At 73.7% G+C, this 14,855-nt stretch carries 12 protein-coding genes; 9 read left to right on the plus strand and 3 right to left on the minus strand.

Going from position 1 to position 14,855, the window contains the following annotated elements; genetic code table 11:
- Positions 1-18 precede the first annotated feature (18 nt).
- Genes GA0070622_RS18645 through GA0070622_RS18655 form a run of 3 tightly spaced genes read right to left on the minus strand, consistent with a single transcriptional unit; the run spans position 19 to position 2,492 of the window.
- A complete protein-coding gene (locus GA0070622_RS18645) occupies positions 19-234 on the minus strand; it encodes a DUF433 domain-containing protein (protein ID WP_091574488.1) in 216 nt (71 codons plus the stop codon).
- Positions 235-243: 9 nt separating this feature from the next.
- Positions 244-1,386: an acyl-CoA dehydrogenase family protein gene (locus GA0070622_RS18650; RefSeq protein ID WP_091574491.1), complete on the minus strand. Its 1,143-nt coding sequence runs from the start codon at positions 1,384-1,386 to the stop codon at positions 244-246.
- A complete protein-coding gene (locus GA0070622_RS18655) occupies positions 1,383-2,492 on the minus strand; it encodes a M24 family metallopeptidase (RefSeq protein WP_091574493.1) in 1,110 nt (369 codons plus the stop codon). The genes GA0070622_RS18650 and GA0070622_RS18655 overlap by 4 nt, the downstream gene beginning before the upstream one ends.
- Positions 2,493-2,718: 226 nt before the next feature.
- Between GA0070622_RS18655 and GA0070622_RS18660 the strand changes: the two genes are divergently transcribed.
- The 9 genes from GA0070622_RS18660 (at position 2,719) to GA0070622_RS18700 (ending at position 14,782) form a co-directional block, all read left to right on the plus strand.
- Complete coding sequence (locus GA0070622_RS18660; RefSeq protein WP_176710556.1) at positions 2,719-3,189, plus strand: hypothetical protein; 471 nt, start codon at positions 2,719-2,721, stop codon at positions 3,187-3,189.
- On the plus strand, positions 3,189-4,586 hold the full coding sequence (locus GA0070622_RS18665; protein ID WP_091574499.1) for a hypothetical protein: 1,398 nt from the start codon (positions 3,189-3,191) through the stop codon (positions 4,584-4,586). The genes GA0070622_RS18660 and GA0070622_RS18665 overlap by 1 nt, the downstream gene beginning before the upstream one ends.
- On the plus strand, positions 4,583-5,908 hold the full coding sequence (locus tag GA0070622_RS18670; RefSeq protein WP_091574502.1) for a VWA domain-containing protein: 1,326 nt from the start codon (positions 4,583-4,585) through the stop codon (positions 5,906-5,908). Before GA0070622_RS18665 ends, GA0070622_RS18670 begins: the two co-directional genes overlap by 4 nt.
- A gap of 13 nt (positions 5,909-5,921) precedes the next feature.
- Complete coding sequence (locus tag GA0070622_RS18675) at positions 5,922-7,037, plus strand: ATP-binding protein (protein WP_091574504.1); 1,116 nt, start codon at positions 5,922-5,924, stop codon at positions 7,035-7,037.
- Complete coding sequence (locus GA0070622_RS18680; RefSeq protein ID WP_091574507.1) at positions 7,034-9,829, plus strand: DUF5682 family protein; 2,796 nt, start codon at positions 7,034-7,036, stop codon at positions 9,827-9,829. The genes GA0070622_RS18675 and GA0070622_RS18680 overlap by 4 nt, the downstream gene beginning before the upstream one ends.
- Before the next feature lie 97 nt (positions 9,830-9,926).
- Positions 9,927-10,307, plus strand: coding sequence for a YccF domain-containing protein (locus GA0070622_RS18685; protein ID WP_098744876.1), 381 nt, complete (start codon positions 9,927-9,929; stop codon positions 10,305-10,307).
- A gap of 670 nt (positions 10,308-10,977) precedes the next feature.
- Positions 10,978-11,748, plus strand: coding sequence for an FkbM family methyltransferase (locus GA0070622_RS18690; protein ID WP_176710505.1), 771 nt, complete (start codon positions 10,978-10,980; stop codon positions 11,746-11,748).
- A 231-nt stretch (positions 11,749-11,979) separates the two neighbouring features.
- The gene (locus tag GA0070622_RS18695; protein WP_091574512.1) at positions 11,980-12,981 is read left to right on the plus strand and encodes a LacI family DNA-binding transcriptional regulator; all 1,002 of its coding nucleotides are present in this window, start codon (positions 11,980-11,982) and stop codon (positions 12,979-12,981) included.
- Positions 12,982-13,102: 121 nt separating this feature from the next.
- Complete coding sequence (locus tag GA0070622_RS18700) at positions 13,103-14,782, plus strand: ABC transporter substrate-binding protein (protein WP_091574515.1); 1,680 nt, start codon at positions 13,103-13,105, stop codon at positions 14,780-14,782.
- The last annotated feature ends 73 nt before the right edge of the window (positions 14,783-14,855 follow it).

Below are 14,855 nucleotides of genomic sequence, written 5' to 3' on the forward strand. Positions count from 1 at the left end.
GGCCCGCCGGGATGACGCTCAGCGCGCCGTCCGGTCGCGCACCGCGTCGGCGGCGTAGTTGAGCACCTCCGCCATGTCCTCCTCGTCCAGGAACGGCAGATCGGTGAGGATGTCGGTGACGGACATGCCCTCGGCCATCATGGCCAGCAGGGTGGCCACGGGGACGCGCGACTGCCGCACGCAGGGCGCACCCCCCATGACGTCGGGGTCGACGGTGATCCGGGGGAAGGTCACCGCGACAGGTTAGCCCTTGGCCAGGGCGCGGGAGATGACCAGCCGCTGGATCTGGTTGGTGCCCTCGACGATCTGCAGCACCTTCGCCTCGCGCATGTAGCGCTCCACCGGGTGGTCGGCGACGTAGCCGGCGCCGCCGAGCACCTGCACCGCGTCGGTGGTCACCCGCATCGCCACGTCGGTGGCGAACAGCTTCGCCTTCGCCGCCTCGATCGAGTACGGCCGGCCGGCGTCGCGCAGCCGCGCCGCGGCCAGCATGAGCGCGCGGGCCGCGGAGATCTGGGTCGCGTGGTCGGCCAGGTTGAACCCGAGGCCCTGGAAATCGATGATCGCGCGGCCGAACTGCCGGCGCTCCCGGGCGTAGCCGACCGCGTAGTCCAGGGCCGCCTGCGCCAGCCCCACCGCGCAGGCGGCGATGCCGAGGCGGCCGGAGTCCAGCGCGGACATGGCGATGGTGAACCCGGCGCCCTCGCCACCGATCAGCCGCTCGGCGGGCACCCGCGCGTCGTCGAAGGCGATCTGCGCCACCGGGGAGGAGTGCAGGCCCATGGTCCGCTCGGCGGCCTGCGGGTGGATGCCCGGCGTGCCCCGGTCGGCCAGCAGGCAGGAGATGCCCTTCGGGCCGGGCCCGCCGGTGCGGCAGAAGATGTTGTAGAAGTCCGCGACCCGGGCGTGGGTGATCCACGCCTTGGTGCCGGTCACCACGTACGCGTCGCCGTCGCGCACCGCCCGGGTGGTCAGCGCCGCCGCGTCCGAGCCGCCCTGCGGCTCGGAGAGGCAGTATGCCCCCAGCAGCTCCCCGCCGATCATGTCGGGCAGCAGCTTGCGCTGCTCGTCGGAGCCGAACTGCGCCACCGGGTAGCAGGACAGCGTGTGCACGCTGACCGCCTCGGCCACGGCCAGCCACCGGCTGGCGAGGATCTCCAGCACCTGCAGGTAGACCTCGTACGGCTGGGCGGCGCCCCCGTGCTCCTCGGCGTAGGGCAGGCCGAGCAGGCCGGCGCGGCCCAGGGTGCGCAGCACCTCGCGGGGGAACTCGGCGCGCTCCTCGAAGCCGGCGGCCTTCGGGGCCAGCTCCCGGTCGGCGAGCTCGGTGGCGAGGTCCAGCAGGTCGTGGGCCTCGTCGGTGGGCAGGATCCGGTCGACGTTCATAGCGCGATGAGCTCCGTGGGGGTGGTGTTGAGCCGTTGCCCGCCGTCCGTCGTGCAGACGACGATGTCCTCGATCCGGGCGCCGTACCGCCCGGCGAGGTAGATCCCGGGTTCGACCGAGAAGGCCATGCCGGCCTCCAGCGGACGCGGGTTGCCGGTCACCACGTACGGGTCCTCGTGGGTGTCGAGGCCGATGCCGTGCCCGGTGCGGTGCAGGAAGGCGTCGCCGAAACCGGCGGCGGTGATCATGTCACGGGCGACCGCGTCGAGGTCCTCGGCGGTCACCCCGGGTCGCACGGCGGCCACGGCGGCGCGCTGTGCGTCCCGCAGCACCGCGTAGAGGTCGACGAACCCGGCCGGCGCGGGGCCGCCGGCGACGTAGGTGCGGGTGCAGTCGGAGCGGTAGCCCGAGGGCATGGTGCCGCCGATGTCGACCACCACCGGCTCGCCCGCGCCGATCGGCCGGTCGGAGGTGCCGTGGTGCGGGCTGGCGCCGTGCGGGCCGGCGGCCACGATGACGAAGTCCACCTCGGCGTGCCCGGCCGCGCGGATCGCGGCGGCGATGTCGGCGGCGACCTCCCGCTCCGTGCGGCCCGGGCGCAGCCACTGCCCCATTCGCCGGTGCACGGCGTCGATCGCGGCGCCCGCCTCGGCCAGCGCCGCCACCTCGGCCGGGGACTTGCGGATCCGCAGCTCACGCAGCACCTCGGAGGCGAGCCGCTGGGCCGCGTCCGGCAGCGCGGCGCGCAGCGCGAGCACCTGCTGCGCCCACATCCGGTCGGCGATCCCGACGGCGCGCACCGGGCCGGGCAGCGCGGCGCGGACGAGCGGCCACGGGTCGTCGCCGTCGGCGTGGTCGACGATCCGGAGGCCGCCGCCGGGGGCGGCCTCGGCGTCGGGGCGTTCCAGCGCCGGCACCACGAGCGTGGGCTCCCCCTCGGCGGGCAGCACCAGGCAGGTGAGGCGCTCGCTCTCGCGGGCGTCGTAGCCGGTCAGCCAGCGCAGGTCGGAGCCGGGGGTGAGCAGCAGCGCGTCCAGGCCCGCCGCGGCGGTGGCGTGCCGGGCCGCGGACAGTCGCCCGGCCGGGTACAGCTCCTCGGTTCCCACAGTCGAAGCTTAACGGTCGTTCGGGCGGTGGCGGGAGTCCGGTCGTCCCGTTCCGGACCGCTGCGCCGCGCGTCGTCTTGTCGTACCGGTGGGCCATGATCCTTGTCGTCACAGCGGCACGGGTCACGGGCCGGCGACGGCGGTCCGGCGTGCCCGGAGCCGGTCGCCGGCGGGGAGGTCGGGAACGATGACGGAGGCGACGGACGCCTCGTGGCGGCACCGCAGCGTGCTGCGGGTGGCGCCGCCGGCGCGGGCGCGCAAGCTGGCCAAGGTGCCCTTCGTGGAGCTGGCCGACGGCCGGCTGCAGGGGGTGGTGTCCAGTGGTTCCGACGTGGAGCGGGTCTACGTCTCCTCGGTCGCCGCCGGCAGCCACGCGGTCAACTGCAGCACCAACAACAACCGGCCCTGCGGCGGCCTGCGCGGCAGCCTGCTCTGCAAGCACCTGCACGCGCTGGCCGACGAGGCCGTGCTGCAGTACGGGATCGCGCAGGTGGCCCGCTACCTGCGCGTCGACGTCGGCGACGGCGTCGACAGCGGCACCGACCTGCTGGCCCGCACCGACGCGCGGCACGAGCCCGGCCCGGCGGCGGTGGTGTTCAGCCGCTTCCTGCGCCACCTGGCCTACCTGGAGGTCCCGGCGAGCACCACCGCGGTGCCGGAGCTGCACTGGTTCCCGGCCACGGCGGGGGTGCGCTGATGCTCGCCGCCCACCTTGCCCGGCTCACCGACGGGGAGGTCCCCGGGCTGGCCGAGACGCTCGCCGTGGTCGACGACGTCGACGACGCGCTGACCCGCGGTCTGGCCCGGGTGAGCGAGCCGGACGCCGCCGCCTGGGCCGCGCTGGCCGGTGCGGTCGCCGACACCCCGCTGGCCGACCGCACCGCCGACGCGGTCCGCGCGGCGACCACCGGCGCGCCGACCGAGGCGCACCTGGCCGTCCTCGCCGGCGCCCGCGCGGCGTTGCTCGGCGCGGCGCACGACGCGCTGCTCGACCGGGTCGACGCGGCGCTCGGACGTTCCCGGGCCCCCTGGGCCGCCGCGCCCGGCCTCGCGCCGGATCCGTCGCCCGCCGTCGCCGGGGCGCGGGCCTGGCTGCACGAGCTGGCCCTCGCCGGCTGGCGCGGCGCCGACCACGACCTGGTCTCCGGCGCCGCCGCGCCGGTGGAGGCCGCGCTCGCCGTGCCGGGCCTGCGCCGGCTCGCGGTGCTGCTGGACGGCCTCGCCGCCGAACTGCGCGCCGGCCTGCCGGTGGCCGCCATGCCCCGGGTGCCGGCCCGCCGGTGGGCCGACCTGTGGTCCCGGGCCGTCCTGCTCGCCGCCGGCGCCGCCGCCGAGGCCGCTGCCCCGGAGACCGTCTCCGGCCGCCTGCTGCCGCTCGGCGTGGACGTGCACGAGCACGACACCGCGTTCCAGGCGCAGCTGCACGCCCTGCTCGAACCGGCCGGCGGCGGTGACGTCCGCCTGGTCCGGGTCACCGTGGCCGCGGCGAAGGTCGCCACCATCGTCGGGCCGGCCGGCTGGCGGCTGCTCGAGGCGTACCCGATCCTGCTCAAGGCCCTGGCCGAGCGGCGCGCCGTGACCGTCACCGACCTGCCCGCCCACGGCGGCGACCTGCGCTGGGTCGACGAGCGGGCCGAACTCGCCGACCCGACCGACCCGTTCGCCGCCGCCCGGGTGCTGCTGGCCGGCGCCACCGCGGCCGCGACCCCGCCGCTGACCCGGCACCCGGCCGCGATCGCCGAACCGGTCCTGGTCGAGGGCTACACCGCCCGCCACGACGACGGCGGCCTGTTCTTCGACCTCGACGGCCGCGCGGTCCCGGTGGCCGTCGACCGGCTGCCGGCCGCCGGGCCGCTCACCCCGGCGCTGGTCGCCGCCTCCACCGCCTGCCTCGCGCTGCTGCGCTGGGACGACGGCCGTTGGCTGCTGCAACCCCTGGCGGTGCGGGCCAGCGTGAAACGGCAGGCCGTCGAGGCGCACAACGGCGACTGGGCGTGCGGCGTCACCGACCCGAAGACGGCGAAGGCCGAGGCCAAGGCGGGCGACGCCGTGGCCGTGCTGCGCGAACGCGCGGGACGGTTGCTGCGCCGATGACCGACGAACGCGCCCACGCCAACCGCCGCCAGGTGCTCTACTGGCGGCTGCTCGCCCGCCTCTTCCACCCCGACGAGCAGCCCGGGCTGGAGTCGGCGAGCGTCGCCGTCGTCGACGACCTCGGCCTGCCCGCCGCGCTGCTGGACCCCACCGTCTCCGTCGACACCGTCGTGCAGCGCTTCCCGGCGCTCGCCGACGAGCTGCGCGGCCTGCTCACCGCCGACGACGACACCCCGGCCACCGCCGGGCCGTTCCAGCCCGGCGAGACCGAGGTACGCCGCGCCGCGCTGGTGTCCAAGCTCCTGCTCAACGTTTTCGCCACCGGCTCCGGCGAGGTCAGCGCCGGGCAGCTCGCCCGCTGGCAGGCCGACGCCGGCTGGTTCGAGCAGGCCTGCGGCGTCGACGCCGGCGAGCTGCGTCGCGGCGGCACCGGCCTCGGGGCCACCCTCGCCGGCATCGAGGGCGACCTGGTCGGCCGGATGCGGCTGCGCGAGGTGCTCGCCGACCCGACGTTGGCCGCCCGGCTCACCCCGAGCATGTCGCTGATCGAGCAGCTGCTGCGCGACAAGTCGAACCTGTCGGGGGTGGCGCTGGCCAACGCCAAGTCGTTGATCCGCCGCTACGTCGACCAGGTCGCCGAGGTGCTGCGCACCCAGGTCGCGCAGGCCACCGTCGGCACGGTCGACCGGTCGGTGCCGCCCAAGCGGGTCTTCCGCAACCTCGACCTGGACCGCACGATCTGGCAGAACCTCACCAACTGGAGCCCGGACGACGAGCGTCTCTACGTCGATCGGCTCTACTACCGGCAGACCGCCCGGCGGACCACCCCGGCCCGGCTCATCGTGGTGGTCGACCAGTCGGGCTCGATGGTCGACTCCATGGTCAACTGCACGATCCTCGCATCCATCTTCGCCGGGCTGCCCAAGGTCGACGTGCACCTGATCGCGTACGACACCCGGGCGCTGGACCTCACCCCCTGGGTGCACGACCCGTTCGAGGTGCTGCTGCGCACCAACCTCGGCGGCGGCAACGACGGCCCGGTCGCCATGGCCCTGGCCCGCCCCAAGATCGTCGAGCCGCGCAACACCGTGCTGGTGTGGATCTCCGACTTCTACGAGTTCGACAGGTCGCAACCGCTGTTCGACGGCATCGAGGCGGTGCACCGCTCCGGGGTGAGGTTCATCCCGGTCGGCTCCGTCAACAGCTCCGGCCACCAGAGCGTCAACCCCTGGTTCCGGCAGCGCTTCAAGGACCTGGGCACCCCCGTCATCTCCGGCCACATCCGCAAGCTCGTCACCGAGCTGAAGAACTTCCTCACCTAGGAGAGCACCCCTGATGTCCGACATGCTCCGCGCCCCCGCCGAGGTCAAGTACGCCGACGAGCTGGCCTACCTGGAATCGGTCGACACCGGGCCGAAGCCGTTCTCCTGGCGGCTGAGCCCGCACATGGTCCGCCTGTTCGTGCTCGGCTCCGAACGCGCCGACGGCCTCGACCGGGAGATCCCGCAGAAGTGGTTCGGCGACCGCAGCTTCGTCGAACGCAGCATCGTCACCCTCGCCTCCGACCGTGGCCTGCTGCTCATCGGCGACCCCGGCACCGGCAAGAGCTGGCTCGCCGAGCTGCTCTCCGCCGCGATCTGCCGCAACTCCACGCTGGTCGTGCAGGGCACCGCCGGCACCACCGAGGACCACATCAAATACTCGTGGAACGTGTCCATGGTCATCGCCCGCGGTCAGTCCCGCGAGTCGATGATCCCCTCGCCGATCATGACCGCGATGGAGCAGGGCGTGATCGGCCGCTTCGAGGAGCTGACCCGCTCCACCAGCGACGTGCAGGACGCGCTCATCTCGATCCTGTCCGAGAAGTACGTCTCCATCCCGGAGCTCAACGACGACAACATCGTCTTCGCCAAGCCCGGCTTCTCGATCATCGCCACCGCCAACAGCCGCGACCGGGGCGTCAACGACCTCTCCTCCGCCCTCAAGCGCCGATTCAACTTCGTCCGCATCCCGGTCGTCACCAACAAGCGCAGCGAGGCCGAGATCGTCCGCTTCCGCACCGAGGAACTGCTGCGCCGGCACCGCATCGAGCTGGACGTGCCGCCCACGCTGCTCGACATCCTGTTGCAGAGCTTCGCCGACCTGCGCGCCGCCGCGACCGCCGCGAGCAGCGACGACGAGAAGCTGGAGTCGGCGCTGTCCACCGCCGAGCAGATCGGCGTGCTGGAGGACGCCATCCTGCACAGCCAGTTCTTCGGCGACCGCACCCTGCGCGCCCAGACCCTCGCCGGGTCGCTCATGGGCTCGCTGGCCCGCCGCAGCCCGGAGGACCTGGCCATCCTCAACAAGTACCTGCACGGCGTGGTCGAACCCCGGGCCAAGGCCGACGACGGCGGCGACTGGGCCGGTTTCCTCGACGGCGGCCGCCAGGCCATCGCCTCGCTGTCGTGACCGCGCCCGCCCCGACCGGCCTGTTCGGCGCGCTGCGCGAGCAGCTCACCGACGCGGCCGCCGCCTTCGCCGACTCCCCCGACGCGCTCGCCGGCATCCTCGCCGGCATGGTCGACGACGTCGACCGGGCGCTGCGCGAGCGGCTGGAGATCTTCCCGGTCTGCCACCACTCCCCCGCCTCCGCCCTGGCCATGGCACGCCGCCTGCGCGCCCGCCCGCCGAAGGTGATCTACCTGGAGCTCTGCGAGGACCTGCGCCCCCTCCTCGACGAGTTGCGCAACTGCCGCCTGCCGGTGGCGGTGCAGGCGTTCGCCACCGAACTCGACGGCTTCCCCGCCGAGTGGAGCCCGCTGAGCGTCATCGCCCCGATCACCGAGGCCTCCGCGGAATACCAGGCCATCGCGTACGCCCTGGACACCCCCGGCGTGGAACTGGTGCTGGTCGACCGCTCCACCGACCACGTCTTCCAGTGGACCCCGCGCCCCGACGGCCCCGACGCGGCCCCGACCTCCGACGAGGACGCCGCGCTGCACGGCGACGCGGTCGGGGTGGAGATCGGCGACCTGCGCCCCCGGTTCGCCGAACTGGAGGCCTACCTGCTGCACCACGGCAAGGTGCGGCACTGGTCGGAGTGGTGGGACCAGTACGTCGAACGTCCGCTCGCCGACGCCGACCACGACACCTACCGGCAGGTGATGGTGCTCGTCGGCAGCCTGTTCCGACGGCTGCGCCCCACGGCGTCCGCCCGCGACGACCGCGACGAGGACCGCGAGCGGCACATGTGGACGCGGATGCGCCAGCACCTCGCCGCCACCGGCGCCGACCCGGCCGACTGCCTCTACGTCTGCGGCGCGTTCCACGCCGCCAGCGGAGTCGAGCAGTTCGGGCTCGACTCCACCGCACCCGACTTCGCGATCAGCCCCCGCACCGGCACCCGCTGGCGCTACGGGCTCATCCCGTCCAGCCACTCGGCGATCGAGGCGCAGTTCGGCCTCGCCCCGGGCGCCGTCTCCATCGCCGCCGCGAACTGGACCACCGCGGTGGCCCGGACCCGGCTCACGCCGTACCGGCTGGCCGGGCAGCAGACCGGGAAGAAGGGCCGGCGCGCCCGCACCGCCCCCGCCACCGCCGCGCCGGAGACGAGCACCGACCGGCTCACCGGCTTCCTCGCCGCCCCGCCCACGCTCGACGGGCTGGACGAGGCGGAGCTGCGCGGCTGGTGCGTCGACATCGTCCGGCTCGCCCGCCGCAACGGCTACCTCGCCAGCACCGCCGACGCGATCGCCGTGTTCGAGACGTCGATCCTGCTGGCCAACCTGCGCAACCGCGCCCGACCGACGCCCTACGACTTCGCCGACGCCGCGGTCACCTGCATCGAGAAGGACGTGGTGCCCGGCCGGCGCGACGTCCGCCGCCTCTGCGAGATCCTGCTCGGCGGCGACCGGATCGGCCAGGTCGGATACGACTCCCTCCCGCCCCTGGCTCGCGACGTCCTGGACCGCCTCCGCCCACTCGGCCTCGACCTGGAACGGCGCACCGTGCAACGGGCCCTGCTCGACCTGCGCGCCGACCCGGAGCTGGAACCCTGCTCCGACCTGCTGTGGATGCTGCGGCATCTGCTGCCCGCCGACGCCGTCCGCCCGATCATGGGCGAGCGCCGCCTCGGCCACCGCTCCACCCAGGAGAGCTGGGACCTCGCCCTCGGCCGCAACCAGCGCGCCCTCATCGAACTCGGCTACGAGGGCGTCACGGTCGAGCAGGTGCTGGAGCAACGGCTGCGCCGGGCGGTCCGTCGGCCGGACGCCACCGCCGCCAACGCGCTGGCCGCCGTCGAGGACGCGATCCGCCTGCTCGACAGCCCCCGCCTGGTCGACGAACTCGGCACCCGGGCGGTCGAGCTGCTCGCCGCCGAACGCACCGTGGACGACGCGCCCGAGGTGCTGCGCCGCATCCGGCGGCTGCTCGCCCACCACCGCACCAGCGCGCCCGCGCTGCCCGCGTGGTGCCAGGCGTTCGTCACCACCGGGTACGCCCACTACTGCACGCTGCTGCCCACCGCGTTCGTCGACGAGGCGACCGGCGTCCGGCAGGTCGGCGCGATGCTCGGCTTCCTGTTCGGCATGGAGAGCCTCGCCCTGTCCCTCGGGTGCGACCGGTCCCAGCTCGAGCTGGCCGTCGCGCAGGCCCATCCGGAGACGCCGGCCAAGGTGGCGCTGCTCTGGGCCGCCCACCACCAGCTCGGCCTGCTGCCGCTGGCACAGCTGCGGGAACGCTGCGCCGAGCTGCTGGCCAACCCGCTGGTCGTGCCGGCGTTCCCGCAGTACCTGTCCGGCTTCGTGCACGCGCTCGAACCGGTGCCCGGGCTGGCGCCGTTCGTCGTGGAGACCATGTCGGCCGCGTTCGCCGGCCTGCCCGACCCGGTGCTGCTGCCCTGGCTGCCCACCCTGGTCACCACGCTGCGCGAGCACGGCGCCGAACTGGTGCCGCTGCTGGTCCGCGAGGCGGAACGCACCTTCCCCGCCACGCTGCCCGCGCTTGACGGGTGGACACCGCCGTGGGCCGCCGGGCCGACGCCGCGGGCGGCGCCGACGCCCACGGTCGAGACCGGTGCGGTGCACGGCCTGGTGAGCGGCCACCCGGAGGCCGTGGACGCGGTGGCCGCGCTGCTCGGATGCGACGCGCCGTGGCGCTCCCCCGCCGGCGCAGCCCCGCCGGTCGACGCCGCGTCGACGCTTGTCGCCACGCATCCGGCCACTGCCTACGCCGTCGCGGCGCTGGTGACGTCGGGCTGACCGGTGCCGGTCCTCGCGCCGCCGACCCGCGGGGCGAGGGCCGCCGCCGCGGACGGCGGTCCCGATGCGGCTTGCGAGCCGCGGGCACCATGGAGGGGTGATCCGCTTCCTGCTGAACCTGCTGTGGCTCGTCTTCGGTGGCGGCTTCGTCCTGGCCCTGGGCTACGGCGTCGCCGCTCTGATCTGCTTCGCGCTCGTCGTCACCATCCCGTTCGGCGTCGCCTCGCTCCGGCTCGCCTCGTACTCGCTGTGGCCGTTCGGCCGCACCCTCGTGTCCAAGCCGGGCGCCGGTCTCCCCTCCGGCCTGGCCAACGTGCTCTGGGTGGTGCTGGCCGGCTGGTGGCTCGCCCTGTCGCACATCCTGGCCGGCGTCGCGCTCTGCGTGACGATCATCGGCATCCCGTTCGGGGTGGCCAACTTCAAGCTGGTCCCGGCGGCGCTGTGGCCGCTCGGCCAGGAGGTCGTCGAGACGCCCTGACCCGGCCCGCCGGCGACTCCCCTTCCCGCCGCCTGTCGAGCTGATATCGCGGACGACTCAGCCGCCGGCCGGTCGGCCCTCGGACGCCTCCGTCGCCGGCCGGTCGGCCCTCGGACGCCTCCGTCGCCGGCCGGTTGATCCTCGACGCCTCCCGTGCCGGCCGCACCCCACGATGGGCGGCACAGGCGGGGTATGGCCCGGCAGACACCGCCCGGTCCGGCGTCTGGTCCGCGTCCGGTCGCCTGCCCGGCCGGTCCGCCCCCACGGGCTGGGCGAAGGGGCGTCAGCCGAGACCGGGAGCACGGCAGTGGCGTGGTCCGCCCCGGCCGGGCCCGCCGGCCGGGGGCCGGACCGTGAGTCGTCCGCGATATCAGCTCGACAGGCGGTGTCCGGCGCACTCTCCCTTCCGCCCTGCCTCCGGTGGCGCCCGCCGGGCGTCGTCACCGCGGTCGACCGCAACGCCGTCCTCGCGGAAGCCCCCAGGGCCGGCGGCGGAACTGGTGCGGAGACGAGTCGCCCGGGCGACGGGGCGTCCAGGTGCGCAGAGGCTACGGCTCGCGTCGGAGTCGCGGTCGACGCCGACACACCCCGTCGAGCGTCCTAGGAGGCTGGGGTGAGTCGCGGTCCGAAACTGGCTCGCGGAACCGGCGGGGTGGCTACCGTCGGTGACATGGGGGGTCGGGACGCGGTGGTGGAGGCGCTCAAGGCGGATCCGACAATGGCCGGCCTGCGCCGGTCGCTGGAGTTCTACCACGGCGACCCGGACCGTGACGCGGCGCTGGACGCGTTCTACGCACCCCTGGTCCACGCCGGTGACCTGGTCTTCGACGTCGGAGCGCACGTCGGCGACCGGCTGGGCAGCTTCCGCCGGCTCGGCGCGCGGGTGGTGGCGGTGGAGCCGCAGCCGCTGTGCGCCCGCGCGCTGCGTGCCCTCCACGCCGACGATCCGGCGGTGACCGTGGTGCAGGCCGCGTGCGGCGCCGCCACCGGGCCGGTACGGCTGCACGTCAACTCCGCGAACCCGACGGTCTCCACCGCCTCCCCCGGCTTCGTCCGGGCCGCCGCTCAGGCCGGCGGGTGGCGGGACGAGACCTGGGACGACGAGATCGAGGTGGCCGGCACCACGCTGGACGCGCTGCTCGAGGCGTACGGCGTGCCGGCGTTCGTGAAGATCGACGTGGAGGGGTTCGAGGACGCGGTGCTGGCCGGCCTGAGCCGTCAGGTGCCGGCGCTGTCGTTCGAGTTCACCACCATCGCGCGGGACCTGGCCGCCGACTGCCTGGACCGGCTGACCGCGCTCGGCTTCACCCGGTTCACCGTGGCGCTCGGTGACGAGATGGCCTTCGACCTGCCCGGTTGGCATCCGGCGGCCGAGGTGGCGGCACACCTGCGCGCGTTGCCGCACGACGCCAACTCCGGCGACGTGTACGCGCGAACCTGACGTCCGTCCATAAAGGATGGTCGTGTCGAACTCGAAGGCGCATCGACGCTGCTCATCGCCGTGATCGACACATCCGCTGCCCGGCCACTTTTTTCAGGTGTCGAACTTAGCCATGGTTTGTTACCTGCCCGTTATTGACGTGACCGGCGCCACTTCGGTTGACTGCCACGGAACCGCTTCCGCAACCGGTTCCGAAACACCCCGCTCATCCCTGCGACCCGGGAGCGTCACGTGCCGATCACCATCGCCGACGTCGCCACCCGCGCCGGGGTGAGCAAGACGACGGTCTCCCGGGTGCTCAACGGCAAGGGCGAGGTGCACATCCGCACCGCCGACCGGGTCCGGGCCGTGATCAGCGACCTCGGGTACGTGCCGAGCGCCCGCGCGGTCGGCCTGGCCCGCGGGCGTACCCGGGTGGTCGGCATGCTGGTGCCGGCGCTGACCTGGCCCTGGATGGGCGAGGTGCTCCAGGGCGCGGCCGAGGCGGTCGAGGCCGAGGGCTACGGGATGCTGTTGTTCACCTGCACCCGCGGTGACGAGTCGATGCGGCGCTTCGCCTCGCAGGTCTCCGCGAAGTCCTTCGACGGGCTGCTCGTGGTCGAGCCCGAGGGCACCCTGGACTACATCACCGACCTGCACCGTCGCGGTCTGCCGGTCATCCTCATCGACGACCGCGGGCACCAGCCCGGCTTCCCGTCGGTGCGGACCACCAACGAGGACGGCGCGCGGGCCGCCGCCGCGCACCTGCTGTCGCTCGGACGCCGACGACCGCTGGTCATCACCGGCCTGCGCCGCTTCGGCTGCACCCGCGAACGGCTCGCCGGGTTCGCCGACGGCTACGCCGCCGCCGGCGTACCGATCGGGCCGGAACGGGTGGTGGAGGGCGACTTCACCTTCGAGTGCGGACGCGAGGCGGTGCGGCGGCTGCTCGCCCAGGGGGTGGCGTTCGACGCGGTCTTCGCCCACAACGACCTCTCCGCCGCCGGCGCGCTGCAGGCGCTGCGCGACGCCGGCCGGCGCGTCCCGCAGGACGTCGCGGTGGTCGGCTTCGACGACCTGCCGCTGGCCGGGCACACCCATCCCCCGCTCAGCTCGGTGCACCAGCCGCTGCGGGAGATGGGCGCCGCCGCCGCCCGGCTCCTCATCGCCCACCTCACCGGCACGCCGCTGCCGGACACCCCGACCGTCATCCCGACCGGCTTCGCCGCCCGCGCCTCCACCCGCGTCACCTGACCCCACCCCGCCGAATCCCGGCGACCACGCCGGCGGGCGCACGCCCGCCGGTGGCACCACCGCACACCCTCCATCCACCACATCCCGCCCGAGGAATGCGGGACCACCGAGGGAGACCTCCATGAGAAGACGGCAACTCCTCGCCGTCGCGCTGGCCGGCGCGATGGTCACCACCACGGTCGCCGCGTGCGGCGACAGCCCCAACGCGAACAAGAAGAGCGGCCAGGCCGCGACCGTGCTCAACGTCGGCATGCCCAACGGTCCGCAGGCCGAGAACAACAACCCGTTCCTCACCACCTCGGCCGCCGCGTCGTTGGGCTACCGCTGGCAGATCTACGAGCCGCTGATGATGTGGAACCCGGTCAAGCCGGCCGAGCCGTTCAAGCCCTGGCTGGCCACCAAGGCCGAGTGGTCGGCGGACTACAAGTCGGTCAAGGTGACCGTCCGCGACAACGCCACCTGGTCCGACGGGCAGAAGGTCACGGCCGAGGACGTCGCCTTCACCTACAACCTGGTCAAGAAGTTCCCGGCGCTCAACGACCAGGGCGTGCCGTACACGGACGCGACCGCGAGCGGCAACGAGGTCACCATCTCGATGTCCAGCCCGCAGTTCGTCAACCAGCAGAAGGTGCTGTGGCGGGTGCCGATCGTGCCCAAGCACCTCTGGGAGAAGATCGGCGACCCGACGACGGACCCGGTGAAGCAGCCGGTCGGCAGCGGGCCGTACACGTTGAAGTCGTTCACCCCGGCGACGACGACGCTCACGGTGCGCGACAGCGGCTACTGGCAGGACGCGCCGAAGGTGAAGGAGCTGCGCTTCACCTCGTACACCGACAACAGCGCGCAGACCACGGCGCTGGCCAACGGCGAGTCGGAGTGGAGCTTCGTCTTCATCCCCAACTACCAGGCCGTCTTCGTGGCCAAGGACCAGAAGAACCACAAGGTGTGGGCGCCGCCGGTGCTGGGCATCCACGGCCTCTACCTGAACACCACGAAGAAGCCGTTCGACGACCCGACGCTGCGCAAGGCGATGAACATGGTCGTCGACCGCGCGGACATCTTCACCACCGCCGAGGCCGCGTACTTCCACCCCGAGGTGAAGAGCGTGACCGGCCTGCCCAGCCCGGCCGGTGACTCCTTCATCGCCGCGGAGTACAAGGGCCAGGAGCACAAGGTCGACGTCGAGGGCGCCAAGGCGCTGCTCACCGGCGCCGGCTACAAGCTCGACGGCACCACGCTGAAGGACAAGAGCGGCAAGCCGGTCACGATCAAGCTGACCGACCCGGCCGGCTGGTCCGACTACCAGACCAGCCTGGAGATCGTGAAGGACAACCTGTCCAAGATCGGCATCGCGGCGACCATCGACAAGGCCAACCAGGACGCCTGGTTCCGCAACGTCGAGCAGGGCAACTTCGAGGCCACGTTCCGGTGGACCGAGAGCGGCGCGACGCCGTACGACATCTACCGGACGATCATGGACGGCCGGGTGCTCAAGCCGATCGGCACCGCCTCCCCGGCGGGCAACTTCGGTCGGTTCCAGAGCAAGGAGGCCACCGACGCGCTGGTGTCGTACGCCAACGCGACCGACGACGCCACCCGCACCACCGCCCTGGCCACGCTCCAGAAGATCTTCGTGGAGCAGGTGCCGATGATCCCGGTCGGCGCGGACAACATCGGCGGCGCGTACAGCACGAAGAACTGGACCGGCTGGCCGGACGACGCGAACCCGTACGGCGCGCTCCAGCCCACCCAGCCCAACGCGCTGGACGTGGTGCTGCACCTCAAGCCGGCCGCCGGCTGACCCGGCGCCGCCTCCCCGGCCGGGACGACCGGCCGGGGAGGCGGGCCCCGCCCCCGACCCGGCAACCCCAGAC

The organism is Micromonospora sediminicola (assembly GCF_900089585.1).
GTDB lineage: Bacteria > Actinomycetota > Actinomycetes > Mycobacteriales > Micromonosporaceae > Micromonospora > Micromonospora sediminicola.